The 25,085-nt window shown below is 46.8% G+C and carries 25 protein-coding genes and 1 pseudogene; 20 read left to right on the forward strand and 6 right to left on the reverse strand.

All coding sequences use genetic code 11. The features are described from left to right. Nucleotides 1-49 precede the first annotated feature (49 nt). The 8 genes from B0181_RS09455 (at nt 50) to rlmB (ending at nt 6,234) form a co-directional block, all read left to right on the forward strand. Nucleotides 50-607, forward strand: coding sequence for a YqgE/AlgH family protein (locus tag B0181_RS09455; RefSeq protein WP_078277258.1), 558 nt, complete (start codon nt 50-52; stop codon nt 605-607). Continuing rightward, entirely contained in the window at nt 607-1,086 is a 480-nt protein-coding gene (gene ruvX / locus B0181_RS09460) for a Holliday junction resolvase RuvX (protein WP_078277259.1), read from the forward strand. Before B0181_RS09455 ends, ruvX begins: the two co-directional genes overlap by 1 nt. Before the next feature lie 71 nt (nt 1,087-1,157). Then, on the forward strand, nt 1,158-1,643 hold the full coding sequence (locus tag B0181_RS09465) for a hypothetical protein (protein WP_078277260.1): 486 nt from the start codon (nt 1,158-1,160) through the stop codon (nt 1,641-1,643). Nucleotides 1,644-1,702: 59 nt separating this feature from the next. Beyond that, entirely contained in the window at nt 1,703-1,978 is a 276-nt protein-coding gene (tusA, locus tag B0181_RS09470) for a sulfurtransferase TusA (RefSeq protein ID WP_078277261.1), read from the forward strand. Between the two features lie 16 nt (nt 1,979-1,994). Next, nucleotides 1,995-2,927, forward strand: coding sequence for a site-specific tyrosine recombinase XerD (xerD, locus tag B0181_RS09475; protein WP_078277262.1), 933 nt, complete (start codon nt 1,995-1,997; stop codon nt 2,925-2,927). Nucleotides 2,928-3,091: 164 nt separating this feature from the next. Beyond that, complete coding sequence (locus B0181_RS09480) at nt 3,092-3,700, forward strand: class I SAM-dependent methyltransferase (RefSeq protein ID WP_078277263.1); 609 nt, start codon at nt 3,092-3,094, stop codon at nt 3,698-3,700. A 151-nt stretch (nt 3,701-3,851) separates the two neighbouring features. Further along, on the forward strand, nt 3,852-5,216 hold the full coding sequence (locus B0181_RS09485) for a deoxyguanosinetriphosphate triphosphohydrolase (RefSeq protein ID WP_078277264.1): 1,365 nt from the start codon (nt 3,852-3,854) through the stop codon (nt 5,214-5,216). A 175-nt stretch (nt 5,217-5,391) separates the two neighbouring features. After that, nucleotides 5,392-6,234, forward strand: coding sequence for a 23S rRNA (guanosine(2251)-2'-O)-methyltransferase RlmB (rlmB, locus tag B0181_RS09490; RefSeq protein ID WP_078277265.1), 843 nt, complete (start codon nt 5,392-5,394; stop codon nt 6,232-6,234). Nucleotides 6,235-6,295: 61 nt separating this feature from the next. Here rlmB and B0181_RS09495 read toward each other — a convergent pair whose 3' ends face one another. After that, a complete protein-coding gene (locus B0181_RS09495; protein ID WP_078277282.1) occupies nt 6,296-6,682 on the reverse strand; it encodes a helix-turn-helix domain-containing protein in 387 nt (128 codons plus the stop codon). Nucleotides 6,683-6,810: 128 nt separating this feature from the next. Here B0181_RS09495 and B0181_RS09500 point away from each other — a divergent pair, with 128 nt between their 5' ends. The 3 genes from B0181_RS09500 to B0181_RS09510 all read left to right on the forward strand — a co-directional run bounded on the left by B0181_RS09500 (nt 6,811) and on the right by B0181_RS09510 (nt 8,715). Beyond that, on the forward strand, nt 6,811-7,050 hold the full coding sequence (locus B0181_RS09500) for a hypothetical protein (RefSeq protein ID WP_078277266.1): 240 nt from the start codon (nt 6,811-6,813) through the stop codon (nt 7,048-7,050). 6 nt (nt 7,051-7,056) lie between these two features. Next, nucleotides 7,057-7,839, forward strand: a complete 783-nt coding sequence (locus B0181_RS09505) for a hypothetical protein (protein ID WP_133141455.1) — start codon at nt 7,057-7,059, stop codon at nt 7,837-7,839. 231 nt (nt 7,840-8,070) lie between these two features. Then, entirely contained in the window at nt 8,071-8,715 is a 645-nt protein-coding gene (locus tag B0181_RS09510; protein WP_078277268.1) for a 1-acyl-sn-glycerol-3-phosphate acyltransferase, read from the forward strand. 79 nt (nt 8,716-8,794) lie between these two features. Here the strand turns inward: B0181_RS09510 and B0181_RS09515 are convergent, their stop codons facing one another. Then, complete coding sequence (locus tag B0181_RS09515; RefSeq protein WP_078277269.1) at nt 8,795-10,213, reverse strand: phosphohexomutase domain-containing protein; 1,419 nt, start codon at nt 10,211-10,213, stop codon at nt 8,795-8,797. Nucleotides 10,214-10,488: 275 nt separating this feature from the next. Here B0181_RS09515 and cysK point away from each other — a divergent pair, with 275 nt between their 5' ends. Then, nucleotides 10,489-11,418, forward strand: a complete 930-nt coding sequence (gene cysK, locus B0181_RS09520; RefSeq protein ID WP_078277270.1) for a cysteine synthase A — start codon at nt 10,489-10,491, stop codon at nt 11,416-11,418. Between the two features lie 195 nt (nt 11,419-11,613). On the opposite strand, the gene B0181_RS09525 is transcribed toward cysK, so the two are convergent. Continuing rightward, nucleotides 11,614-13,104: a CoA-acylating methylmalonate-semialdehyde dehydrogenase gene (locus B0181_RS09525; RefSeq protein WP_078277271.1), complete on the reverse strand. Its 1,491-nt coding sequence runs from the start codon at nt 13,102-13,104 to the stop codon at nt 11,614-11,616. A 138-nt stretch (nt 13,105-13,242) separates the two neighbouring features. Continuing rightward, nucleotides 13,243-14,610 carry an aspartate aminotransferase family protein gene (locus tag B0181_RS09530; RefSeq protein WP_278044942.1) on the reverse strand — a complete coding sequence of 456 codons (1,368 nt, stop codon included), beginning with the start codon at nt 14,608-14,610 and terminating at the stop codon, nt 13,243-13,245. Between the two features lie 446 nt (nt 14,611-15,056). On the opposite strand from B0181_RS09530, the gene B0181_RS09540 reads away from it, so the two are divergent. The 6 genes from B0181_RS09540 (at nt 15,057) to B0181_RS09565 (ending at nt 22,771) form a co-directional block, all read left to right on the forward strand. Beyond that, nucleotides 15,057-15,935 carry a dihydrodipicolinate synthase family protein gene (locus B0181_RS09540; protein WP_078277274.1) on the forward strand — a complete coding sequence of 293 codons (879 nt, stop codon included), beginning with the start codon at nt 15,057-15,059 and terminating at the stop codon, nt 15,933-15,935. 167 nt (nt 15,936-16,102) lie between these two features. Beyond that, entirely contained in the window at nt 16,103-17,377 is a 1,275-nt protein-coding gene (locus B0181_RS09545; protein WP_078277275.1) for an NAD(P)/FAD-dependent oxidoreductase, read from the forward strand. A 131-nt stretch (nt 17,378-17,508) separates the two neighbouring features. After that, nucleotides 17,509-19,005 (forward strand): aldehyde dehydrogenase family protein, encoded by a 1,497-nt coding sequence (locus B0181_RS09550; RefSeq protein ID WP_078277276.1) that lies wholly within the window; start codon nt 17,509-17,511, stop codon nt 19,003-19,005. A gap of 87 nt (nt 19,006-19,092) precedes the next feature. Then, nucleotides 19,093-20,127, forward strand: coding sequence for a proline racemase family protein (locus tag B0181_RS09555; RefSeq protein ID WP_078277277.1), 1,035 nt, complete (start codon nt 19,093-19,095; stop codon nt 20,125-20,127). 201 nt (nt 20,128-20,328) lie between these two features. Next, entirely contained in the window at nt 20,329-21,066 is a 738-nt protein-coding gene (locus B0181_RS09560; RefSeq protein WP_078277278.1) for a GntR family transcriptional regulator, read from the forward strand. A gap of 265 nt (nt 21,067-21,331) precedes the next feature. After that, entirely contained in the window at nt 21,332-22,771 is a 1,440-nt protein-coding gene (locus B0181_RS09565) for an alanine/glycine:cation symporter family protein (protein WP_078277279.1), read from the forward strand. Between the two features lie 129 nt (nt 22,772-22,900). On the opposite strand, the gene B0181_RS09570 is transcribed toward B0181_RS09565, so the two are convergent. Then, entirely contained in the window at nt 22,901-23,365 is a 465-nt protein-coding gene (locus tag B0181_RS09570; RefSeq protein WP_078277280.1) for a MarR family winged helix-turn-helix transcriptional regulator, read from the reverse strand. Nucleotides 23,366-23,527: 162 nt separating this feature from the next. Here B0181_RS09570 and B0181_RS09575 point away from each other — a divergent pair, with 162 nt between their 5' ends. After that, a complete protein-coding gene (locus tag B0181_RS09575) occupies nt 23,528-24,004 on the forward strand; it encodes a hypothetical protein (RefSeq protein WP_078277281.1) in 477 nt (158 codons plus the stop codon). Between the two features lie 101 nt (nt 24,005-24,105). Next, nucleotides 24,106-24,939: a nucleoside triphosphate pyrophosphohydrolase gene (mazG, locus tag B0181_RS09580; protein ID WP_078277283.1), complete on the forward strand. Its 834-nt coding sequence runs from the start codon at nt 24,106-24,108 to the stop codon at nt 24,937-24,939. A 49-nt stretch (nt 24,940-24,988) separates the two neighbouring features. Here the strand turns inward: mazG and B0181_RS11960 are convergent. Further along, nucleotides 24,989-25,085, reverse strand: a pseudogene (locus B0181_RS11960) (IS1595 family transposase); the annotation flags it as partial.

A 25,085-nucleotide genomic window follows, 5' to 3' on the forward strand; every position in this document is an offset into this window, starting at 1 on the left:
TATCTAGGACAGCCCCTAAAATAAACTTAAAAACCAGCCATCAATTTGCATGACTTATAAGAATTTAACACATCATTTTTTAATCGCCAGTCCGCAAATGCCAGACGAGCGCTTTGCCGACACTTTGGTGTACATCACACGCCACACGCCAGAAGGTGCGTGGGGGTTTGTGGTGAATGAGCCGCTAAATGCCATTTCTGTGGGCGGTTTGCTTGGCGAGATGGGCATGCCAAGCTCGCAACAAGCCATGAATACGCCTGCGCTGCACGGCGGGCCTGTACGCCCTGAAGCGGGTTTTGTGCTGCACACGGGCTTGCCTGATTTTGCGTCATCGTTTGCCATCGGTGAGAGCGTTTGCTTGACGACCAGCAAAGACATTTTAGAGCGTATCAGCGAAGACAGCCTTGCGCATTTTTTGGTGTGCATGGGCTTTTGTAATTGGGGCAAAGGGCAGCTGGATAAAGAAGTGGCGCAGGGCGATTGGATTGCTTGCCCAGCTGATTTGGAAATCCTATTTCGTGCGCCTTTTGAAGAGCGAATCAGCCTTGTTTATGACAAACTTGGCATCAATCCAGACTTTTTTGTCGCTACCACAGGATACGCCTAATGAGTTCTCCGACTTTGGTTTTGGCGCTGGATTTTGGCGTGAAAAAAATGGGCATGGCACTGGGCAACAGCCTGACAGCGGACGCGCGCCCGTTTGATATTTTGGCGATGAATAATGGGCAGCCAGATTGGGAAAATTTGCTGGGCATTATTGACACTTGGAAAATTGACGTGGTGCTGGTGGGTTTACCGCTTAATATTGACGGCACGGACAGCATGATCAGTAAGCGCGCGCACAAATTCGCTCGCCGTCTGGCGCACCGCTTGGGCGAGCGTAAAAATAAAGCGCAGGTGTTTTTATATGATGAGCGTCTAAGCTCGGCGCAGGCGCGGTCTGTGGCGTGGGAGCGTGGCTGGATTGACGATGAGCGCACGCCGATTGATGACATTGCAGCGTGCTTATTGATTGACGGCTATTTTTATGCACCCGAAGTGGCGCAGCGTGTCGGCAGCTACCATGATGGCGAGCATGACGACTAAAAGGCAGCTAAAAAGACGACTAAAACCACCAAATCTTATTTACACATTCACCCAAACCAGCGAGCCAAACCATGAATCCTGCCATTATCCAGCGCATCAAAGAAGCCATCGCCCTTGCCAATCTTAGCGTGCGGCTTGGCTTGGCGGCGATTGTGTGCTTTTGTGTGTTTGGCACACTGGCAAGCCTTGCGGCGTTTAAAGACAGTGCGCTTGTGTATTACGCCTTTCATTATTTGCCTTATGCGCTGATTGCCGTCAGTATTCCCATCAGCTTGTACCATGCGTTTTTATTGGCGCGCTATCGCATCATTCAGGCAGGCATTTTAAAGACGGTGCTGGCGGTGGGCGTGGGTTTATTGATGTTTGCGCTGGCGATTTTTATTCGTCAAGGCGCTGGCGTGGTGTTTTTTATGGGGCTGTTTTTGGCGATGATTGCGTGGTTTGGCATGCCGTTTTTGTTCCGAGTAAATTTTAAGAAATTCTTAACATTTCTTGAGCAAAGCAATTTGGAAAACCGCTCAGAAAAGTGTTCAGAAAAGCATTCAGAAAACGCCTAAAAATCCTTTAAAAAAATCACGCCAACTTTTAAATCTTATCCATCTTTGAGCTTAAAAAAATGAGTCAAAATACCGAGCAAGCAGACAAGCAAACTTATGAACAAACACCAAATCACACTTTGGATACCAAAGGCTTGATTTGCCCAGAGCCTGTCATGCTGCTACATAAAACCATACGCAAAGCAGCAGGTGGTGAATGCATTGAAGTGCTGGCAACTGACCCTGCCACCACAAGAGATATTCCTAATTTTTGCCGTCATTTGGGGCATACGCTAAGCCTTGAGCAGACCTTAGAAGATGGCAGTTATCGCTATCTAATTATTAAGAAAAACTAAATAAAATAACCAAACCATGAGCAAAACGCGCGCCAAAGAACCACGCCAGCCGACTATCACGCATTATGATGACGACCCTGATTTTTTGAGTGAATTTCGGGCGGCGATGCTTGCTCGTGGGCTTGCCACGCACACAAGAAACGCTTATCTTAGGGATTTGCGCGCGTGCATTGCCAGCAGCAGCACGCCTTTGACGATGTGGGCGGAAAAAGACGTGCTAAGCTGTTTGAGTGCATCGCAGCAGGCGGGCAAATCGCCACGCACGCAAGCAAGACTGCTGGCGAGTTTGCGCCAGTTTTTTTTGTGGCAAATTGAGCAAGAAATGCGCCACGACAACCCTTGCGAGCATATCAAAAGCCCAAAATTAGGCAGCACCTTGCCCAAAAGTTTGTCCGAAACTGACATCACCAATTTGCTTGCCGCGCCTGATACGTCCACCACGCTTGGACTGCGAGATAAAGCCATGCTTGAAGTGCTATACGCTTGCGGTCTGCGTGTGTCTGAGCTTGTGGGCTTGTCTTTGGATCAAATCAATCTGAACGCTGGCTGGATTACCATCACAGGTAAAGGTAATAAAACACGACTGGTGCCATTGGGTGAATATGCCGCTGCCGCCATCAATGATTATTTGATAAGACGTAGCGAGCTTTTGCCCAGCCAAAAAAACGACTGCCAAGCGCTGTTTTTGACGACACAAGGCGGCTACATGACACGGCATAATTTTTGGCACATGATTAAAAAATATGCGCTTGCCGCCCAGATTCACAGCGACATTTCTCCGCACACGCTGCGCCACGCATTTGCCACGCATTTGATTAACCATGGCGCGGATTTGCGCAGTGTGCAGCTGCTTTTGGGGCATAGCAATCTGTCCACCACGCAGATTTACACCCATGTGGCGACCGCAAGATTGCAGCAACTGCACGCCACGCACCACCCTAGGGGCTAACCTTTTTGCAAAAATTTGCACAAATGCGCAAATCACAACCATCGTGCACAAAATTTTGCTACAATAGCCATCAGTATTTTAATTTCATCTGATGTGGCGTTGGTTTATCAGACTTAGCCTAAGCCATCAGATTGCAAACTTTAATTTAGAAAAACTTAATAATTATGACCGAGACCACCTTAGCTGACCTACAAAAACGTGCCAAACTTTGGCGAGAAGACATCACCTTTAGTGAAGATGTGCTTGGCAAGCCGTTTCATTTTCGCACCACTTGGGGGATTTTTAGCCCAGAAAAATTGGACGATGGCAGTTTGATGCTGCTTGATCATATTGATTTTCGTGCCGATGATTCGTCCATTGATTTGGGCTGTGGTTATGGCGTGCTTGGTATGACGGCAGCCAGAGAATGCCCAAATGGCGAGCATTTGCTGATTGACAAGGATTTTGTGGCGGTGGAATATGCCAAAATCAACTGCAAAAACAACGGCTTAACTAACGCACAAGTACAGCTTTCTAATGGTTTTAATGACGTGGATAAGGCACGCAAATTTAGCCTTGTGATGAGTAATCTGCCTGCCAAAGTGGGCAAAGAGCAGCATTATTTGTACTTGCTGGACGCTTATGAGCGCATGGAAGTGGGCGCGCGTTTTTATGTGGTAACCATCAATGGTTTGCGCCAATTTATGAAGCGTGCGTTTACTGAAGTGTTTGGCAATGCTGATAAAGTCAAGCAAGGCAAAACCTATACCATCACCATGGCGACTAAATTATAAGCGATTTGTCAGAGATTTATCTGCGATGATTTGTGGATATTGACAGTAAATTCACAATTTATTCAAGATTTTATTGTTAATTAAAACTTAATAATAATCGGCAAAACGCCAGCCAAATTTCCGCCAAACGCCAACAAACAAGGAATGAGTGATGAGTTGTGATAAGAAAAGTTTGCAAAATCAGTGGCTGCGCTTATTAAGCAGTGCGCGCTTACGCCCAAAACATGGCGAAATCATCGCGCTGGACGGCAATCACGACAGCATTGATGTGCCACGCACGCCGTTTCATATGGATTATGACCGTGTGGTGTTTTCGGAGCGGTTTCGTAGGCTCGGGCGCAAAACGCAGGTTCACCCTTTTGCGCAAAGTGATTTTACGCACAATCGCCTGACGCACAGCGTGGAAGTGGCGAGTGTTGGGCGTAGTTTGGGCAATCAGATTGGCGTGGCGTTAAAGACGCAAGGACTTTTGCCAGAGACACGCAGCATCAGCGATGTCAGCACCACCGTGCAAGTGGCGTGTTTGGCGCATGATTTGGGCAATCCGCCCTTTGGGCACGTTGGCGAAGATGCGCTCAAGGCGTGGTTTGCCAAGCCTGAGCATGGCAAATATTTACAAGAACTCACCGACAAACAGCGCGCCGACATCAGCACTTATGAAGGCAATGCGCACAGTATGCGTATCGTGGCGAGCCTTGAGATGTATGCAGGCGCTGGCGGTATGCGGCTGACGGCGGCAAGTCTTGGTACGCTGATGAAATACCCTTGGGGCAGCGACCATGAGTTTGCCAAGGCGAAGGGCAAGTTTAATTTTTATCAAAGCGAGCTGCCTTTGGTGCAGGCGGTGGCGCATGAGCTGAATTTACCGCAGCTTGGCGAGACGCATTGGGCAAGACACCCTTTGTCTTATCTGATGGAAGCGGCAGACGACATTTGTTATGCGCTTTTGGATTTGGAAGATGCGGTGGAGCTTGAGCTGATTAGTGCGAGCGAATTTGAGACGGTGCTGCGCCATATTTTGCCAGCCGATCATAAGGCGAAACTCAGCCAGCGCACACGCTATCGTGCCTTGCGTGGCAGTGCGATTGGCATTGCTGTAGAAGACGTGGCGCATACTTTTATGCAGCATCACGATGCGATTTTGTGCGGTGAATTTGAGTATCCTGATTTATTGTCCGCCGCCAAGCCTGCCGTACAAGAGACGCTCGCCCACGCCAAGCAAATGGCGCACGATAAAATTTTCCACCATCATTCCAAACTTGCCACCGAGATTGCCGCTTTTGGCTGTCTGGGTTCGCTGATGGATTTACTGATTCCTACGGTGCATGAATTTGTGGTGCAGGGCAAGCCGCTGAATAAAAAGCATTTGCTGGCTTTAAAATTGATTGAGCCTGAAATCAGCGCAGACGATACTTTGTATCAGGCGTATTTAAAGGTGCTGGATTTTATTGGCGGCATGACCGATAATCGCGCGGCAACTTTAGCACGTCAATTATCTGGCGTGGGCATGCTGTGATAAGCCAGCCAAATTTATGATGATTTATTAGAAATTCTAAATAATTGTACGAAAATAATTGTACGAAAATTATTGTTGGTTGGCGTTTCGTCAGTTTCATTTATAAGCTCATCAATTCAGCCGTATTAAGCAAGTTTTATCAAGTCAAAGTTATTTTTTATCATCAGTTTAATCCATGAAAACATCAAGCAAATCCCAAAAAACGCACACTCATCACAAGCAAAAAGCCGACAAAGCCAAATCTGCACCTGTCAAAAACAAGCCAAAAACGCCACATTTTTATGGCGTGCATGCGGTGAGTGCGCTATTAAAACGCCGTCCTGAAGATGCGCTGACGCTGTTTGTGCAGCAGCGAGAAGATGCCACGCCAAGCGAGACGCACCACGACATCATGGCGCAGGCGCAGGCGATGGGCATAAGCGTGCAAATGGCGCACAAAGACAAACTTGCGCAGCTGTGCGACAGCCATCAGCACCAAGGTGTGGTTTTGGCGGCGCGTGCCAAGCCGATGGCGGACGAATCACTGCTTGATGGTTTGCTTGATAAAGAAAATGCGCTGTTTTTGGTGCTGGACCAGATTACCGATGCGCATAATTTGGGGGCATGCCTGCGTTCGGCTTGCGCCATGGGTGTGGATGCGGTCATTGTGCCAAAGCACCAAAGTGCGCCCATCACGCCAACGGTGGCGAAGGTGTCGGTCGGTGCTGCGGAAGTGATTGATGTGGTTGCGGTAACGAATTTGGCGCGTGCTTTGGAGCGATTAAAAGCGGCAGGCGTGTTCGTGTTTGGCACGGCATTGGACGAAAGCGCAAAGCCTTTACACGAGTGCGATTTTAGCGGCAAGGTGGCGATTATCATGGGTTCAGAAGGCGAAGGTATGCGCAGGCTGACCCAAGCGCACTGCGACACGCTGGTGTACATTCCGATGGCGGACACGCCAGACAGACCACAGAGCCTGAATGTGTCGGTGGCGACTGGCATGGTGCTGTATGAAGTGGCAAGGCAAAGAAAGGTGTGATTTTGGTGTGATGGATTTGTACGGCATTCTTTGATGAGAAGAATGCCGTAATTGTTTGTGTTTATTGGTTGTTTTGCAGTGCCTTCACCAGTGATTGCAAGGTGCTGATTTGCTCGTTCTTTTGGGCAATGATTTCATCTTTATGATTTAGTATTAATTGCAATTTTTCGTTCTCTCTTGCCAGTGCTTGATCGCTGTTATAGTAGTTTGAGCTGTGCTGGCTGTTTTCACTTATTAACGTAATAGACTGACGCTCATCATTAAATAGGTCAGTCATGCTAATCCCAAAGACTGCTGTAATCTGCTCCAATCTATCTAAACTGGGGCGACTCTCGCCACGTTCTATCTTGGCATAGCCATTCTTAGACAGTCCTAATTGTTCTGCCATATATTCCTGCGACCACTGTTTTTGTTCTCTAAGTTTGCGAATATTATCATGTAGCGCCATGGAGTTTGCTCCCATAAAGTATCCCTAAAAGTAGTCATGATAGCATACTTGAGATTGCTTGTGCAATATTTAGTATGGGTTATAATGACCTTTTGTTGCATCAGGTGAGCGTTCCAAAGGAGAACTGTATGTACAATGATGATAAACTTGGTGGCATAGCGGTAATAGCGATGATGATATCGTCATTGGTTGTATGGGTTGGCTCTGGCTGGTGGCTTTGGGAGTTAATTGAAGTAACTGGTTTTGGGCGTGGTGTGATGTGGCTTCTTGCTTGGGGCTTGGTTGGGGGTATTGCTCGAACGTTTATCGCACCGCTGATTTCTGTAGCAATTATTGCTATTTTTGACATTTTTGTATCCAAGGAGTGATTGGGCGTGGAGTGGGTTATTCTTGGTGTAACGGTGTTTGTGATCGTGTTTTCGATTATCATTTTCAAAGAAACTGTAAACTCAAATAAAACCAGCCTTCAATCAAGTCCTATTAAATCAAGTTCTATTGCATTATTGGCTGCGAATACTAAACTTGCTAGAGATGAGTTTCCATTGTCTGCCAATCAACATGCTGCATTATGGAGAGAGGCGGTAGCTGGCGAGTTGTCATTTTTATTACTCATTATCTACATACAAATGATGAGAGTGGATGGTATGAATGATAAAAAACAACAACTTGTCAGTGATACCATAGAGCAATGGAGTGGGGCGATGGCGAGTCTTTTGGGGTTAGAGAGTACTGAAGCCAGCCGCACGCTAGTTAAGCAACAACTCGCTAAAAAGGCAGCCAGCTACATGCCGATGATCGCTCAAATTCTACATGACAGCATCACGACTGATGTAAATGGCGATTGTGTTGCCCAGTATGACATTTATCGTAAATTTTTGGAATTTATGGATGATAACTTACAGGTAAAAGTTACTAGCAGACCAGCAGATGGTATATCAGGTGCAATGAGCTATATAGCCAGTTTACAAAATTATCACGAAATCATGTTTCTACAAATTATTGATGAGCAGTTTGCTTCGATGACATTGCGAGGTGGTGAGATATTGACCGATAATGATAAAATCGAAGCGAAGCAGCGGGCGATTTTCTTGGCTGATGTTATTATTGGATTTGCTGAAGCCTGTATACAACATCGTGCGCAGATTGGATTGATATAATCAAGACTAGCTGTTATAACCGAAATTCGCACGCGATATGATAAAGAGCTTGCACTAGATCAGTTCTAAATACCACGCCATATTTTCAATTTTAGCCCAACAATAAAACCCCAATGTTCCACATGAAACATTGGGGTTTTTGTTTGGTAATCACTCATCGCCATCATCTGTTTATTGCAATTTTTAGTAAACAGTAGTACACTAAATCAATTTTGATTTGATGATGATTTTATGACTGCAGCTTTTGATTCATTGCCTGCTTTGCGTGCGCAGGATTTGGGCGATAATGTGCCAAAAAGACAGGGGGAATTCGCTCGGCAATTTGCCAAATTTGCGCTGAAATTTAGCCGCTGGCGTGTGGTGGGCAGCGTGCCAAACATCACGCAGGCGGTGGTGATTGGCGCGCCGCACACATCAAATATGGATGGCGTGGTGGCGCTGCCTTTGCTGCTGGCTTTGGGTATTGATATTCGTATTTTGGGCAAAAAGCAGCTTTTTGCTGTGCCGATTTTGGCGCAGTTGCTGCGCTGGGCAGGCGTTGTGCCGATTGACCGCAGTAAGAAAGGCTCGGTGCTACAAGCCAGCATTGAGCGTTTTCACACGGGCAAGCCGCTGTTTTTGGGCTTATCGCCAGAAGGTACTCGCCACGCACCCCAAACGTGGCGCACAGGCTTTTATTATCTGGCACTTGGCGCAGGCGTGCCAATCATTCCTGTGGCGCTTGATTATCAGGCTCGTGAACTGCGCTTCATGCCGCCATTTTATCCCACAGGCGATATTGAAGCGGATATGCCAAAAATTCAGGCACTGTATCATGGCGTTACACCCAAACATTTGCACAGACTTTCTGCACCTTTAAAGCGTCTTAATTCCTGATAGCTTTTTAGAAAATCTACACAATAAAAATCTCTTTGAGCGTACACCCAAAGAGATTTTCATGCCAATTTACTTGCAGTCAATGATCTGCCGCTACCGCACCGCAGTCGTGTAAGATTGCCAAAATTTCATCGGTTTTTTCTTGTAATAACGCCTTATCGCCCTTGCTTTCAATGTTTAGGCGAATCAAAGGCTCGGTGTTACTTGAGCGCAGATTAAATCGCCATTGTCCAAAGTCAAGGCTTAAGCCGTCCAGTGTGTTTTTGGCAGGATTGAGCGTGCCAAATTTGGCTTCCAGCGTGCGGCAAATTTCATCAGCACTCATCGCACCTAGGCGAAAATTAAGCTCGCCTGAGCTTGGGAAAGCGGCGATGTAGCCATCAACCAGCTCGGACAGCGTCTTGCCTGTGGTGGAAAGCAGCTCAATCACCAAAAGCCACGGAATCATGCCGCTGTCGCAATAAAAAAAGTCTTTAAAATAGTGGTGTGCGCTCATCTCGCCGCCATAAATTCCGCCCGTTTCACGCATGACTTGCTTGATGAACGAATGTCCTGATTTGCTGATTTGCGGTGTGCCGCCAAACGTTTTGATGACGTTTTCGGTGTTGTAAATCACGCGCGGATCATAGACGATGCTTGCGCCTTCGTGCTTGCCCAAAAAGGCTTCGGCAAGCATACCCACGATATAGCTGCCCTCAATGAAATCGCCTTTTTCGTCAAACAAAAAGCAGCGGTCAAAGTCGCCATCAAACGCCACGCCAAAGTCGGCTTTGTGGGCGATGACGGCTTGCTGAGTGGATTTTTGGTTGGCGATAATCATCGGATTGGGAATGCCGTTTGGGAATGTGCCGTCAGGTTCGTGATGCACCTTGATAAGCTCAATCGGCAAGTTCGCCAAGCGTTTTTCAAGCTCGTCCACCACTGGGCCTGCTGAGCCGTTGCCGCTATTAACGACAATTTTCTTAGCGGTGAATTTGGCGGTATCCACAAAGCTCATCAGCTTGTCAATGTAGGCGGCTTTGTCGGTGTTTTGGGTGATTTGCCCTTTGGCAGCGCTGGCAAATTGTCCGCTTTCGGCAAGCGCGCGAATCTCGCCAAGTCCTGTGTCTGCGCTGATGGGACGTGAGTTTTCACGCACCAGCTTCATGCCGTTGTAGTTGATTGGGTTGTGGCTTGCGGTTACTTCCAAGCCGCCAATCGCACCAAAATGACTGGTGGCAAAATACACTTCTTCGGTGCCAGTCATGCCAAGGTCAATGACGTTTACGCCAGCGTCCGTGATGCCTTCGGCGGCGGCGGTTTTTAGAGTGTGGCTGGTTGGGCGAATGTCGCTGCCGACCACGATGGTTGGGTTTGGTGTGTTGTTTTGACTTGCCAAAATTTGCCCAAAGGCACGCCCAATGCGATAGGCGATGTCGGCATCAAGGTTTACGTCCAGCTCGCCGCGCACGTCATACGCTTTAAAGCAGCTGATGGTGATGGGTTCAAAATTTTTCATGGTGTTGCCATTTGTGAAGTTGGTTAAATGATGGTTGATTGTAGCACATTTGGCGAGAAATTTGTGCGGTTTGCGGTGAATGGTTTTGGTTTGTGGTGAGTAGGTTTGACAAGTGTAAAAACTTGGCAAAATTAAACAATGCGGCGGTTTATATTCCAAAACAGAATAAAACAGCGTAATTTTTGACTAAAAAGTTCGAACAAGCGTGTATTAAAATGACAAAAAATTTGCTATGCTAAGCAAATCTACCAAACCACATCACATAAGGAAAAATTATGAACATCGCAAATTCCATCACCGATTTGATTGGCAACACGCCCCTTGTCAAGCTAAACACGCTCACCAAAGACGCAGGCGCGACCGTCTTGGCAAAACTTGAGTATTTCAACCCAGCAAGCTCGGTAAAAGACCGCATCGCTTTGTCAATGATTAACGAAGCGGAAAAAGCAGGCGAGCTAAAAGCAGGCGATACCATTGTGGAAGCCACGAGCGGCAATACGGGCATCGGGCTTGCGATGGTGGCAGCGGCGCGCGGTTATCGCTTGGTCATCACCATGCCTGAGAGCATGAGCCTTGAGCGTCGTGCGCTTTTGCGTGCGTATGGCGCTGAGTTGGTGCTGACGCCAGCGGCGGACGGCATGGGCGGCGCAATCGCCAAGGCAAACGAGCTTGCCGCTCAAGACGGCTATTTTATGCCACGCCAATTTGACAATCTTGCCAACCCAAAAATCCACCGTGAAACCACTGCCGAAGAGATCTGGCACGACACTGACGGCAAAGTGGACATCGTGGTGGCGGGCATCGGCACAGGCGGCACAATTACAGGCGTGGGCGAAGTGCTAAAAGCCAAAAATCCAAACGTGCAAATCGTGGCGGTAGAGCCTGCCGATTCGCCAGTGTTCAGCGGCGGCGAAAAAGGCCCGCATAAGCTGCAAGGGCTTGCTCCGGGCTTTGTGCCAAGCATTCTAAACACCAGTATTTACGATGAAGTCATTACTGTAACCACCGAAGCTGCCTTCGCCACCGCGCGTGAGATGGCTGCCAAAGAAGGTATTTTGGTGGGGATTTCTGCAGGTGCGGCGGTGTGGTCGGCATTGCAAGTGGCGGCGCGCCCAGAAAACGCCGGCAAAACCATCGTGGTGGTGATTCCATCATCAGGCGAGCGTTATTTGTCCACGGCATTGTTTGCGGATTTGGCGCAGTGAGTGCTTGTGTATAAGCTAAAGCTAAAATAGATAATGACAAACCGCTCTTTTAGGCGGTTTGTTTTTTTGGGTTGGGGTGCCGAAATTTTGGTTTTAAAAATAAAGCCGCCCAAATTGTCGGACGGCTTTGTTGGCTTGTTGATGGGTTTACTGCTGATTTAAAGTTGGTGCGACTTGCCTAAAGTCAAAATTGAGCTATAAGGTCGGCATAGAAAAAATCGCACTTTCTTTATTGGCAATCCAGCGCTGTGTGATGGTTTTGCGTTTGGTATAAAAACGAATGCCATCAGGGCCATAAATGTGCAAATCCCCAAATAATGAGCGTTTCCAGCCACCAAAGCTATGGTATGCCACAGGTACAGGCAGAGGCACATTTACGCCAACCATGCCTGCTTGCACGTTGTCACAAAAATAGCGTGCCGTGCCACCATCTTGGGTATAAATGCAAGTACCATTGCCGTATTCGTGTTGGTTGATAAGTATCAATGCTTCAGCGATGGTGTCTACACGAATAACTTGCAGTACTGGGCCAAAAATTTCAGCTCGGTAGCTATCCATGTCTGGTGTAACATTGTCAATGAGCGTTGCGCCAACATAAAAACCATTTTCATAGCCCGCAACGTGCGGATTTCTGCCATCAACCACAATGTTTGCGCCTTGACGTTCTGCGCTGTCAATATGGGCTTGCACGTTTTGTTTGTGTGCTTGGCTGATGAGCGCGCCAAAGTGGTTATCATTGTCGTGGTATGCACCAACTTTTAGCGTTTGCATGGCTTTTTTAAGGCCGTTGATAAGTTTATCACCCATCTCTTGGCCGACAGTAACCGCTACCGATAATGCCATGCAACGTTCACCAGATGAGCCGAATGCCGCGCCTAGCAGCGAATTGATAACATTATCTAAATCCGCATCTGGCATGACGATGGCGTGATTTTTTGCACCACCAAGCGCCTGACAGCGTTTGCCGTGCGCACTGGCGGTACGGTAAATATGCTCGGCAATAGGCGTTGAACCAACAAAGCTCACAGCCTGCACACGCGAGTCGGACAGCAGCGTGTCTACTGCTTCTTTATCACCATTGACAACATTGAGTACGCCTTTTGGCAAGCCTGCTTGGTGCAGAAGTTTGGCAATAAAAAGGGCAGCGCTTGGGTCTTTTTCTGAGGGTTTTAGCACGAATGTATTGCCACATACGATAGCCATCGGAATCATCCATAACGGTACCATAGTGGGAAAATTAAATGGTGTGATGCCCGCTACCACACCCAAAGGTGCAAAATCACTCCATGAATCAATCTCTGAGCCGACATTTTTGGTAAATTCACCTTTGAGTAGCTCAGGCGCGCCGCACGCATATTCCACCACTTCAATACCGCGCTGAATTTCGCCTTTGGCATCGTGTAGGATTTTTCCATGTTCTTTGCCAATCAGTTCTGCCAAAGTATCAATGTTTTGTTCAAGCAGTTCTTTGAATTTAAACAAAATTCTGGCTCGGCGCATGGGTGTGATAGTTTTCCAAGTTGCAAAAGCCTCTTGGGCGGCAGCGATGGCGTCCTGTGTGGTGTTTGCGTCCGCTAGAGCGACTTGTGCGCCAATTTCACCTGTAGATGGGTGATAAACGGCTTGAGTGCGTGAATTTTCTTTAATGATGACTTCATCGTTAATCCAGTGTCCGATGATGTTCATAGCAACTCCTGTAGAAATGTGGTGGTTCGGTTGATTGCGCCAGGGTTAAGCTGGCGCGGTGTTTCAGCTGTGCATTTGTCTTAAGTGCAAACGTCTTAAATATACAGCTTGCCTAGAAACAAATCGTTTAGTTTGTAGTCATTCATTGATAAATTGAGTACAAGCCATGCCCAGCACTTCATCAACAATGGCAAGTGCTTGAGCGACTTCATCAGTGCTGACATTGCAAGGCGGTGCAACGTGAATGCGGTTTTCTGCAATGAATGGCAGCAATCCACGTTCAATCAAAGCCGCCTTGATGGTATTCATTTCATCTGCGGACAGTTTTTGTTTGCTGTGTCGGTTTTTGACCAGCTCCAGCGCCCAAAACACACCCATGCCGCGCACTTCGCCAATGATGGTGTGTTTGTCTGCTAAGGCTTTTAGTCCTTGCGCCAGTACGCCATTACCGATGGTGTCAGCATTTTCTATCATGTGCTCTTGCGCCATCACATCAAGCGTTGCAACGATAGATGCCATCGCCAGTGGGTGTCCTGAATAAGTTAAACCACCAGGAAAAGATTTGTCGTCAAAATAGGCATTGATTTTTTGGTGAATGATGACGCCGCCTGCTGGTACATAGCCAGAATTCACACCTTTGGCAAAGGTAATGAGATCTGGGGTGATGTTGTAGTGTTGATGTGCAAACCACTTACCAGTACGTCCAAAGCCTGCCATTACTTCGTCCATAATTAAAACGATACCAAATTCATCGCACAGCTGGCGCACGCCTTGCATATAACCTGATGGCGGCACCAGCACACCTGCTGTTCCTGGTAGAGCTTCTAATAAGATTGCCGCAATGCTGCTTGCGCCCTCAGCTTCAATCACGCGGCGCAAATGCTGCAATCCACGCTCGCACTCTTGAGCTTCGTCAGTCGCCCAAAAATCTGAACGGTACAGATAAGGGCTAAAAAAATGCACATGACCACGCGAGTATTCATTTGGTACACGGCGCGTATCGCCTGTGGCAGCGATAGCAGCACCTGTATTGCCATGATAAGAGCGATAAGACGACAGCACTTTATCGCGTCCTGTGTATAGGCGTGCCATACGAATCGCATTTTCGTTTGCATCTGCACCTGCATTGGTAAAGAAAACTTTAGCAAAATCATCGCCTGCGATTGCCAGTAGTCGCTCAGCAGCTTCGTTGCGTGCGTGATTGGCGGTGGCAGGCGCGATGGTAGTAAGTGTGTCCAGCTGTGTTTTGATGCCTGCGATGACTTTGGGGTGCTGATGTCCGACATTGGTGTTTATCAGCTGACTGCTAAAATCCAAATAACGCTTGCCTTCATAATCCCACAGATATGAGCCAAGCCCTGACTTGATGATAAGGGGCTTGAGCGCAGACTGTATTGACCACGAATGAAAAACGTGCGCACGGTCGGCATCAAAGACGGTTTGGTTATTGATGGTCATGGCATACTCCTTGTTTGCTTGAGACGATTTGTTGGTGGTTTTATGCACAAATTATTGAAAAACAAATCGCAAAAATCACAGCTATCCAGCCAGAAGCTTGGGAATTATTTGTATTCAATAATGTATACAAAATATAAAATAAAATTTTTATAAAGTCAAAATAATTTTGATAAAAATAACAGATATTTTATAACTTATTGATTATAAAATAATATTTTTATCATCTCTTTGTGTTTTTCCCTAAATTTTATTAAAAATTAAAAAAGATGCTTGACAAGGCAAAAACTTCTCTTTAGTATTGAATTCATGATTGTATACAATTAAATATTCCAAAAAGTCCACAAATGCTGATTTGTCAGTGTGGCTGGTTGGTGTATTGATGAGCAATCGGGAATGCCACTGTTGTGGTTTGGTTTTGGATATTGCTGAAGTGTTTGGCGGATTTATTTCAAGCATTTGCCAAGCTGACAGCATCAGCACTCAGGAGTGAGAAAATGACACAGTTGACAGGTATTTTGCCAGCATTGGTAACACCGTTTGATAAAAACGATCAAGTAAACTTTGATGAGCTTGGCAAAATCATCGAACATCAGCTAAAAGCAGGCGTGAAAGGTTTTGTGCCTTTAGGTTCAACAGGTGAATACTACGCTTTGACCAATGAGGAACGCCGACAAATCTTAAAATTTGTCAAAGAAACGGCAGGTGATGCAATGCTGATTGCAGGGGCGAATGGTTCTTGTACGCGAGAGGTGATTGAGCAAGTGGGGCAGGCAGTAGATGCAGGCTATAATAATTTGCTGATTGCGCCACCTTATTATGCTCTACCAAATCAAAGCGAACTGCTGGCACACTATCAGGCTATTTTAAGCACTTTTGAGCACATCAATGTGGTGCTGTACAACTATCCAATCCGCACCAATGTGGAGGTTGGTTTTGAGGTGTTGGACGTTTTGGCGGATCATCCGCGTGTGATTGGCATTAAAGAAAGTAGCGGTGATTTGGTGCGCGCCATGCAAATCACTGGTCGCTATACCAATAACTTTGGGCTGTCTTGTGGTTCTGACGATCAGGCGCTGGACTTTTTCTTGTGGGGTGCAAGCAGCTGGATTTGTGGGCCTGCCAACTGTTTTGTGGAAAAAACGGTGGAGATTTTTAATCGTGCGACCGCTGGCGATTTGGCAGGTGCACAAGCTGTCATGCGCAAGATTTTCCCTGTGATGCAAAATCTAGAATCTGGCAAATTTGTCCAAAAAGTCAAGTATGGTGCTGAATTGGCGGGCTTCAAAGTGGGGGCTGCGCGTATGCCTTTACTGCCTTTAACCGAAGCGGAAAAAACACAATTTCGTCAAGTGTACGAAGCAGCGATGGCATAATGATTGCTTATAATTATTATTCATGACCATCACCCATAAGTGCGTTTGACATAAAGCAGCAGCCAAGGCAGGTGGCTTTGGCTGTTTGCAAGTGCGTATCTGGTGTTTTTAAGATTTGTGAGTTATGGTTATCTGTGCAAAATTCTAGTCATCAAAAGGAGAAATTGATGGGAGTAGCAGTTCCAAAAAGCGTTGTCATTGGTGGTGGGATTGTTGGTATTTGCTGTGCTTTGGCATTGCAAAAACAAGGTCATCATGTCAGTGTCATTGACCCAAAGGTTGCAGGTGATAGCACCGCCAAGTGGAGCTGCGGACAGCTTGCCATTGGTGAGGTTGTGCCATTGTCTAAAAAAGGCATATTGAAAAAATTGCCCTTTTGGCTGATGAATCAGCAAGGGCCGCTGGCACTGCGCCCATCTGCACTGTTGCCAAATATGCCGTGGTTTATGCGATTTTTGGCGTGCGCCAATACCCAAAAAATCAACGACATTGCCACTGAGCTAAGCACGCTTACCAGCAGAGTGTATCAAGATTATCACAATCTTTTAGATGGCGACGAGAAGCAGCTATTTAATTGCAATCCTGTGCTAGAGCTGTTTGACAGCGCAGCCGATATTGAAGCAGAAAAAGAGTATTTGGCACTAAGACAGCGCCTAGGTTTTTCTTATCAAGTGCTGGATAAATCAGGCATTCATGATTGTGAACCTGCTTTTGCCAAGCGTTTTAATCATGCCTTGTTGTTTGATGATTGGTCAGCGGTGCGCGATACCGAAGGTTTTATCAAGGCGCTGACCGAGCGATTTTTGGCAAAGGGCGGTGAGCGCATTTTGGACGAAGCGTGTGAGCTTATAATCCAAGATGCTAAGGTGAGCGGTGTTCGTCTAGGCGATGGCAGGACATTGGCGGCTGATTTTGTGGTGCTGGCAGCAGGCACAGGTGCAAAACGTTTTTTTGATGTGCTGAGTATTTGCGCGCCGCTGGCAAGTGTGGCAGGTTATCAGGTGATTTTGCCAAAGCCAAATGTACAACTTAAACATTCGGTGATTTATTTTAATGGTGGTTTTGCGATGACACCGATGACGCGAGGATTACAGATTGGCGGGACGATTGAATTTGCTAATGCAGATGCACCGCCAAACTTTGCCAGAGCTAATATTATTTTGAATAAAGCACAAAAACTACTACCTGAACTAAACACACACGAGCATGAATTTGGCGTGGGCTATCGTCCGTTTTTGCCAGACACTAAGCCTATCATTGACATCAGTAAGCGCTTTGGTAATGTGGCGTTGGCGTTTGGTCATGGTCAGCTTGGCTTGACTTTGGGTGCGACCACAGGGATTTTGGTGGCGCAAAAGCTATGTGCCACACTGCGCCATGACAATCAATCTTGTGATGAAAATTCGGTGGATTTAACCCCATTTCGTGCAGACAGATTTTAGTAAAAGATGGCACGGCAACGTGTAGAATAAGCCATATGGCTTGATGTGATTTTGGTATAATTTTGCAAATTTTATGAGTTTGGTTTTTGATAGGTAATATCGCAAAACCAACCACCACACAAGGAGTAATCATGACTACAAAATCTACTTATCCGCTTGGCGATTATCAAAAACTCTACATCAACGGTGCGTGGGTGTCGCCCACAGATGGTGCGACTTTTGAGAGTATCAACCCTTATGATGAAAGCGTGATTACGCACATCGCCAAAGCCAGCCAAGATGATGCACTACAGGCGGTGCAGGCGGCTCGTCACGCCTTTGATGATGGCGAGTGGTGCACGCTTAGTGGTAAGGAACGTGCGGCTTATCTGCGTGCCATCGCTGCTAAAATTCATGAAAATCTTGAGTATTTGGCGTATTTAGAAGTGCTGGATAATGGCAAGCCGATTGACGAAGCACGCTGGGATATTGCGGATACGGCAGGCTGTTTCGAGTTTTATGCTCAGCTGGCAGAAGAGCTTGACGACACTGCCGAAACGCCAGTAGTGCTGTCTGATGAGCGCTTTGACAGTGTGGCAAGGCGTGAAGCTGTGGGCGTGGCGGTTGCCATCATTCCTTGGAATTATCCGATGTTGATGGCGGCTTGGAAAGTTGCGCCAGCGTTGGCAGCAGGCTGTACAATGGTGCTAAAGCCTGCCGAAGCCACGTCTATGACCGCCATTGAGCTTGGGCGCATTGCTGAAAAAGTCGGCTTGCCAAAGGGTGTGCTGAACATTGTCACAGGTTTTGGTAGTGAGCTTGGCGATGTGCTGACTACGCATCCTGATGTGGATAAGGTGGCATTTACAGGCAGTGTGCCAGTGGGCAAGCACATCATGCAAAAGGCGGCAAGCAATGTGAAAAATTTAAGCCTTGAGCTTGGTGGCAAGTCTGCTTTTGTGGTGTTTGACGACAGCGACATTGAGCAGGCGGTGGAGTGGATTTTGTTTGGGATTTTTTGGAATCAGGGACAAGTTTGCTCGGCGACATCACGCCTACTGATACAAAATGGCATTTATGATAAACTGATGGACAGACTTGTTGCAGAAGCAAAAAACATTCGCATGGGTAGCGGATTGGACATTGGCGTAAAACTTGGGCCTTTGGTGAATGAAAAACAGTACCGCAGCGTGCTAAGCGCCATCAACAAAGCACAGGCGGACGGCATTCACATGGCGACAGGTGGCAAGGCTGACTTTGTCAAGGGCTATTTTGTTGCACCGACCATTTTTACCGACGTGCCAACCGACCATGAATTATGGACGACAGAGGTTTTCGGGCCAGTGCTTGCGGTCAGACGTTTTGATGATGAGGCCGAAGCGATTCGTCTTGCCAATGATTCGCAATTTGGGCTGGCGGCAGCGGTGATGTCGGCAGATGATGCGCGCTGTCAGCGAGTGGCAAGGGCATTTTGTGCAGGCATTGTGTGGATCAACTGCTCGCAGCCAACCTTCACCGAAGCGCCTTGGGGTGGCTACAAGCAATCAGGGATTGGGCGCGAGCTTGGCGAATGGGGGCTAAACAACTACCTAGAAACCAAGCAAATCACACGCTATCACAGCCAGCAGGCATGGGGCTGGTATTTGTAGGTTGGCTCTTTTTAATTTTTGCCGTATCAATACAAATACGGCAAGACAGATACAACAAGTGGAATAAATAAAGCAAGGAGCAAAATAATGCGCTGGCAAAAAACTTTACAGCTCGTGGACGTTCATTGCGAAGGTGAGGTGGGCAAGGTTATCACAGGTGGTGTGCTAAATATCCCTGGCGCGAGTATTTTGGATAAGCTGAATTATCTAAATGATGTGGACGACAGCCTAAGGCGGTTTGTGATTTGTGAGCCGCGAGGCAGTCTTGCAATGTCGGTCAATCTGCTATTGCCACCAGTTCACCCAGAGGCGGATGCGGCTTTTGTGATATTTCAAGCGGATAAAACTCACCCTATGTCGGGCAGTAACAGTATTTGTGTGGTGACGGCTCTGCTGGAGCTTGGTATGGTGCCTGTGCAAGAGCCTATCACCAACGTGGTGCTAGAAACGGCTGTTGGCCTGGTGCGTGCGCAGGCGCATTGCAAAGATGGCCGCTGCCAGAGTGTGACTTTGACAATGACACCGAGCTTTGCAGAGCGTTTGGATTTTAGTTTTGACAGCCCAACTTTTGGCAAAATCACGCTGGATATTGCGTTTGGCGGCGTGTTTTATGGCTTGGTGGACGTATCGCAAATAAATCTTGCGCTCGCGTCACAAAACGCTAGACAGCTTGCTGACGCTGGGGCGATTTTATGTCGTGAGCTTAATGCAGCAATATCGGTCTGCCACCCAGAGTATCCGTCCATTAATCATATTGCTTATGTGATGTTTAGAAATACGCTGGATGCGCATACGGTGCAAACTTGCACCACACTACCACCTGGGCGCATAGATCGCTCACCGTGTGGCACGGGCAGCTCGGCAAACTTGGCGACTTTAGCAGCGCGTGGATTGGTGAAAAAGGGCGATGTGCTGACTTCGCGCTCAACCATCGGTGGTGAGTTTGCTGTGCGCTATCATGATGATGTGATGGTGGGTGACAGACATGCTATCGTGCCTCAGGTGACGGGTAGGGCATGGGTGTACGGCATTCATCAGCTGGGTATAGATCCAGACGACCCTTTGGCGCAAGGTTTTATGCTGAGTGATACTTGGGGTGAATTTACTAAACTGTCTAAGTAGGATAAATCCATAAGCCAAGCATGAAAGTGCTTGGCTTTTTTGTTGTTTGCTTATATAATTTGTGTGTATTTTGTGTACAATATTGTTTAAAATCCAGTCTGCAGCTTTTTATAAAATTTATGGTTGCTTATGGATTTTTATCAATATTAACCAATGTTTGATTTACACTTAACCAAATAAAACAATCTATTAGCCGATACCATGCCACAACTAAGTCCACCCACCAAGCCAGCCGCCAAAACCACAAACGATAAAAAACGCCACAGTGGTACTTATGTGTATGAGCGGCTGCGCGAACAGATTTTAAGGCTGATTCTAAAGCCAAATACGCAGCTTGATGAGATTTCATTGGCGGAGCGTTTTGGTGTTTCGCGCTCGCCAGTGCGAGATGCGTTGGCAAGGCTTGTGGCGGACGGTTTGGCGAGTACGTTGCCAAATCGTAGTACGGTGGTATCGTCATTTCATATTGAGGAATTTCCACAGTACATTGCTGCACTGGATTTACTACAGCGTGCGACCACGCGCCTTGCTGCCATGCAGCGCACCGATGAGGAGTTGGCAGAAATGATGGCGGTGAACGATTGCTACATCGCTGCTGCCAAGCGTCGCGATTTTCATGAGATGTTTGAGGAAAATAAGCGGTTTCACATCTTGGTGGCGCAAGCTGGCAAAAACGACTATCTGGCAGCGCACTATACCAAGCTATTAGATGAAGGGCAGCGGCTGTTGTATGTGCAGTTTGATTATTTGGTGCAAAATTTTGATGAGCAAGTGTTAGAAAAAGACCACGATGGTTTACTTGTGGCAATCAGCCAGCAGGATGCTGACCTCGCTGAACGCATGGCGCATGAGCATACATTGCTGTTTCAGCGACGGTTTTTGGACTATATGGGGCAAAACTCACTGTACGGCATGGCGGTAGAAATGCCAAATTTGTGAGTGTTTTGCCAAATTTGGAAGAAATTAAACAGCACAAGTATGAACTTGTGCTGTTTTTTTAATGCTGATGATTTATTCTTAGGGTTTGTTATTTTGATAGCGTTGAAGCGGTTAATAAAAAAGTATTCATTTTTGTATACAAAAATATCATTTGGTACTTGACTTGATTATGTATACAATATAGAATTCAATTAAGTAGACATATATGGATATTTATCAACCATAATGGCATTATATGCTTTTGGCATGAACAAGGAGTAATGACATGGAGCAGCTGATAGGCACGATTGCAGGCTATCTGTGGAGTGATGCACTGGTGTATTTGGCACTAGGTGTGGGTTTGTATTTTACGGTTGCAACCAAAGGCGTGCAGTTACGTTATCTGGGTGAAATGCTGCGATTATTGCGCGAAAAACCTAGTCATGAGACAGGTGGCATTAGTCCGTTTCAGGCGTTTTGTATGGCATTGTCTGGGCGTATTGGTACGGGCAATATAGTCGGTGTCGCGACAGCTATCGCTGCTGGAGGCCCAGGTGCGGTGCTGTGGATGGTGGCCATGGGTGTGCTGGGCGGTGCTAGTGCTTTTGCCGAATCAACCTTGGCACAGCTCTACAAAACCAAAGATGCTGCAGGTGATGACAAGCAGCGTTTTCGCGGTGGTATCCCTTATTATATTGAGATTGGGCTTGGACAAAAGTGGCTGGCGTGCATAGCGGCAGCGGTGGTGCTGGTGTGTTATAGCTTTTTAATCCCAAGCGTGCAGTCAAACACCATCGCAGCTGCATTGGGTGATACAGCAGGCATCAGCACGCTGATGACAGCGGTTGTGCTGACAGTACTCACTGCTTGGTTGATTTTTGGCGGTGTTGGACGCATTGCCAAGGCGGCAGATAAAATCGTACCAATTATGTCGGTGATTTATGTAGGTATGACGTTTGCATTGCTGTTTTTAAATGCGCCACAAATTCCTGCAACCGTGGCATTGATTGTCAAAAGTGCATTTGGCATGGACGCGGTATTTGGTGGTATTGTCGGACAGGCGGTGTCTTGGGGTGTGCGCCGAGCGGTATTTTCAAGCGCGGCAGGCGCAGGCGAGGCGACATTTAGCTCGGCAGCGGCAGGCGTGAGCCATCCTGTCAAGCAGGGTTTGGTACAGGCATTTTCTATCTATGTGGATACAGTGATTGTCTGTACAGCGACCGGCGTGATGATTTTAATCACAGGCAATTATAATGTCGCCGCTGCTGATGGAGCGATGCTGGTTGAGTATATTCCAGGTGTGGCAGCGAGTGGTGTGTGGGTGCAAATGGCGGTGTCTACTGCGTTTAGTCAGTTTGGCAGCTGGTTTGTGGCAGTGTCGGCGGTGCTTTTTGCGTTTACGTCAATTTTGGCGTATTACTATGTGGCCGAAACCGCGCTCAGTTATTTTGATCAAAAGCGTCAGCATAAGTTTTGGTATTTGCTGCTAAAAGCGGTATTTTTAGCAACGGTGTTTTTGGGTGCGGTACAGTCCGCAGCGCTGGCATGGGGGTTGGGTGATATTGCCTTTGGTTTGATGAGTTATATCAATTTGGTGGTGATTGTGCTTTTGACCAAACCTGTGGTGCGTGCGCTTATGGACTATGATGCTCAGCGAAAGACAGGCGCAGACCCAGTTTTTCGTCAGCAACACACCCAAATCAAAGGCGCAGACTTTTGGCAGTGATTACTAAGTTGTATAAACCTACATACTTGGGCGTGCTAACGACCATGCCAATGACCAAACCGCTCTTTTGGGCGGTTTGTTTTTTGGGTTGGTAAAAGGATTTGGTGCAGAGTTTGGATTTGGTGAAATCTAAATCAACTCGCCAAGTTTATCTAGGCTTTTTTGGGTGGCGGTAAGTTTTTTCTCGCTAAAATTCTCTGCCCAGCTGCTCGCTACTTGCAGCCATGCGGCGTTCACCTGCTCAAAAGTGCGCTTGCCTTTTGCTGATAAGGCGTATTTGGGCGAGCGTTTGTGCTGCTCGTTTTCCAGTGCGACAATCAGCCCGGCTTCTAATAATAAATTGAGCTGTTTTTGTGCGCCTTGTCTGGTCATGCCCATGCGCTCGGCAATTTGTGGTGAAGTTTGCGCTTCGGCAGCAAGGCTGATTGCGCCCAATAATTGCCAGCGTGCGGCAGTCAAGCCAAATTGTGCAGCAAATTCATCACCAAAACGCAATAATTTACCATTTAAATAAAAAATCTGTGTCGTAATGTGGCTTAGACGCTCGCTGGGTGTCAATTCGCTGTGAGTTTTGGTGGATTTTGATTGGGTCATGATAAATTGATATGTGAAAATACGTAAATGATGGTGCTATTATTTCAAAATGACAACTGATTGTCAAGTTTACAAAAAACATACCAAATAAAAATGACAACTAGTTTACAAATTTAAAATTAAATAGTAAACTAGTTGTCAATTATTTATAGGAGTGTTTTTATGAAACGTAACATTGTCGCTGTCATTCATGCCGTTTGTGGTGTTTTGGGATTTTTATTCATTGCTGCTTTTTGGTCAAGCACGCTGTTTTCTGAGCTTTTCTTATCCTATGCAGCCATTGCGAGCGTCAAGCAAAGTATCTTGGGTGCTTTTGTGGTGTTTATTCCAGTGATGATTGCTGTAGGCGTGAGTGGTAATGTGCTGGGCGGTAAAGCAAAACGTGGCGTGGTTGTGGCCAAGAAAAAACGTATGCCAATCATCGCTTTAAATGGTGTGCTGGTACTGTTGCCGTGCGCATTTTATCTAAATCATTTGGCACAAATCAATGAGTTTGGCGCAATGTTTTATGCGGTTCAGGCGTTGGAATTGGCAGCGGGAGCGGTTAATTTAAGTTTGATGGGTGCAAATATCCGTGATGGCTTGGCGATGCGCAAGCGTAAAAATAGCGGTGCAAAATTGAGCGAAAAGACGCAATAAGACAAGCAAAAACCCAAACCAGCACTTTTATAAAGTCCGTCATTTTGTTATGATGGGCTTTATTTATGTGTATTTAATTGTTTGTATTTAAAAAAATCATCATGAGCCAACCAACCGCCACCACTAATTTTCAAGATTTGCTTGCGTTAATGGCACGCCTACGCACCAATTGCCCATGGGACGCCAAGCAAACCAACCAATCTTTACAAAAATACGCCATTGAAGAAGTCTTTGAGCTGATTGAAGCGATTGGTGCGGACGATGGCACGCCACGCACGGCAGATGACATCAAGGGCGAGCTGGGCGATGTGCTGCTGCAAGTGGTATTTCATGCGCATTTGTATGCCGAGCAGCAGCGCTTTGATATGGGCGATGTGATTTATGCGCTGCAAGATAAGCTGATTCGCCGCCATCCGCACGTCTTTGATAAGGAAAACTTAACAACGGACGCAGCGGTAAAAGCACGCTGGGACGAAATCAAGCGTTTAGAAAACGAAGGTAAGCCTGTCAGAAAATTAAGTGATGTCAAGGCAGGCACAGCACTAAACCAAGCGCAAAATCTGCAAGCATCAGCGGCAAGCGTGGGCTTTGATTGGGCGAATTTACAAGGCGTGCTGAATAAACTACAAGAAGAAATCGCAGAGCTAAAAGCGGTGCTGCCAAGCGGTGAATTTGACTATAAAAATGACAAACTTGATGGCGTGCAAAAACAGCAAATCACTGATGAGCTGGGCGATTGCTTATTTGTTTTGACAAATTTGGCGCGGCATACGGGTGTGGATAGTGAAATGGCATTGCAAGGCACGATTGCAAAATTTAAGCGCCGTTTTGCTCATGTGGAAGACAGTTTGCAAAAAGCAGGCAAGGATTTTTCCGAGTGCGATTTGGCGATGATGGATCGCTATTGGGACGAAGCCAAAACTTTGGAAAAATAAAAAGATACGGTGTGTTTTTAAAAAATTATGGGGCTGTACTAGATTAACCCTAAATTTCACACCATTTTCTTAAAGTTTTTAGCTTTTGTGATGGTGTGCCGTAATTAAATCTAAATTCGCATTCTTTGATAAAAAGATGGAAGTTT

The sequence above is a fragment of the Moraxella caviae genome (assembly GCF_002014985.1).
Lineage (GTDB): Bacteria > Pseudomonadota > Gammaproteobacteria > Pseudomonadales > Moraxellaceae > Moraxella > Moraxella caviae.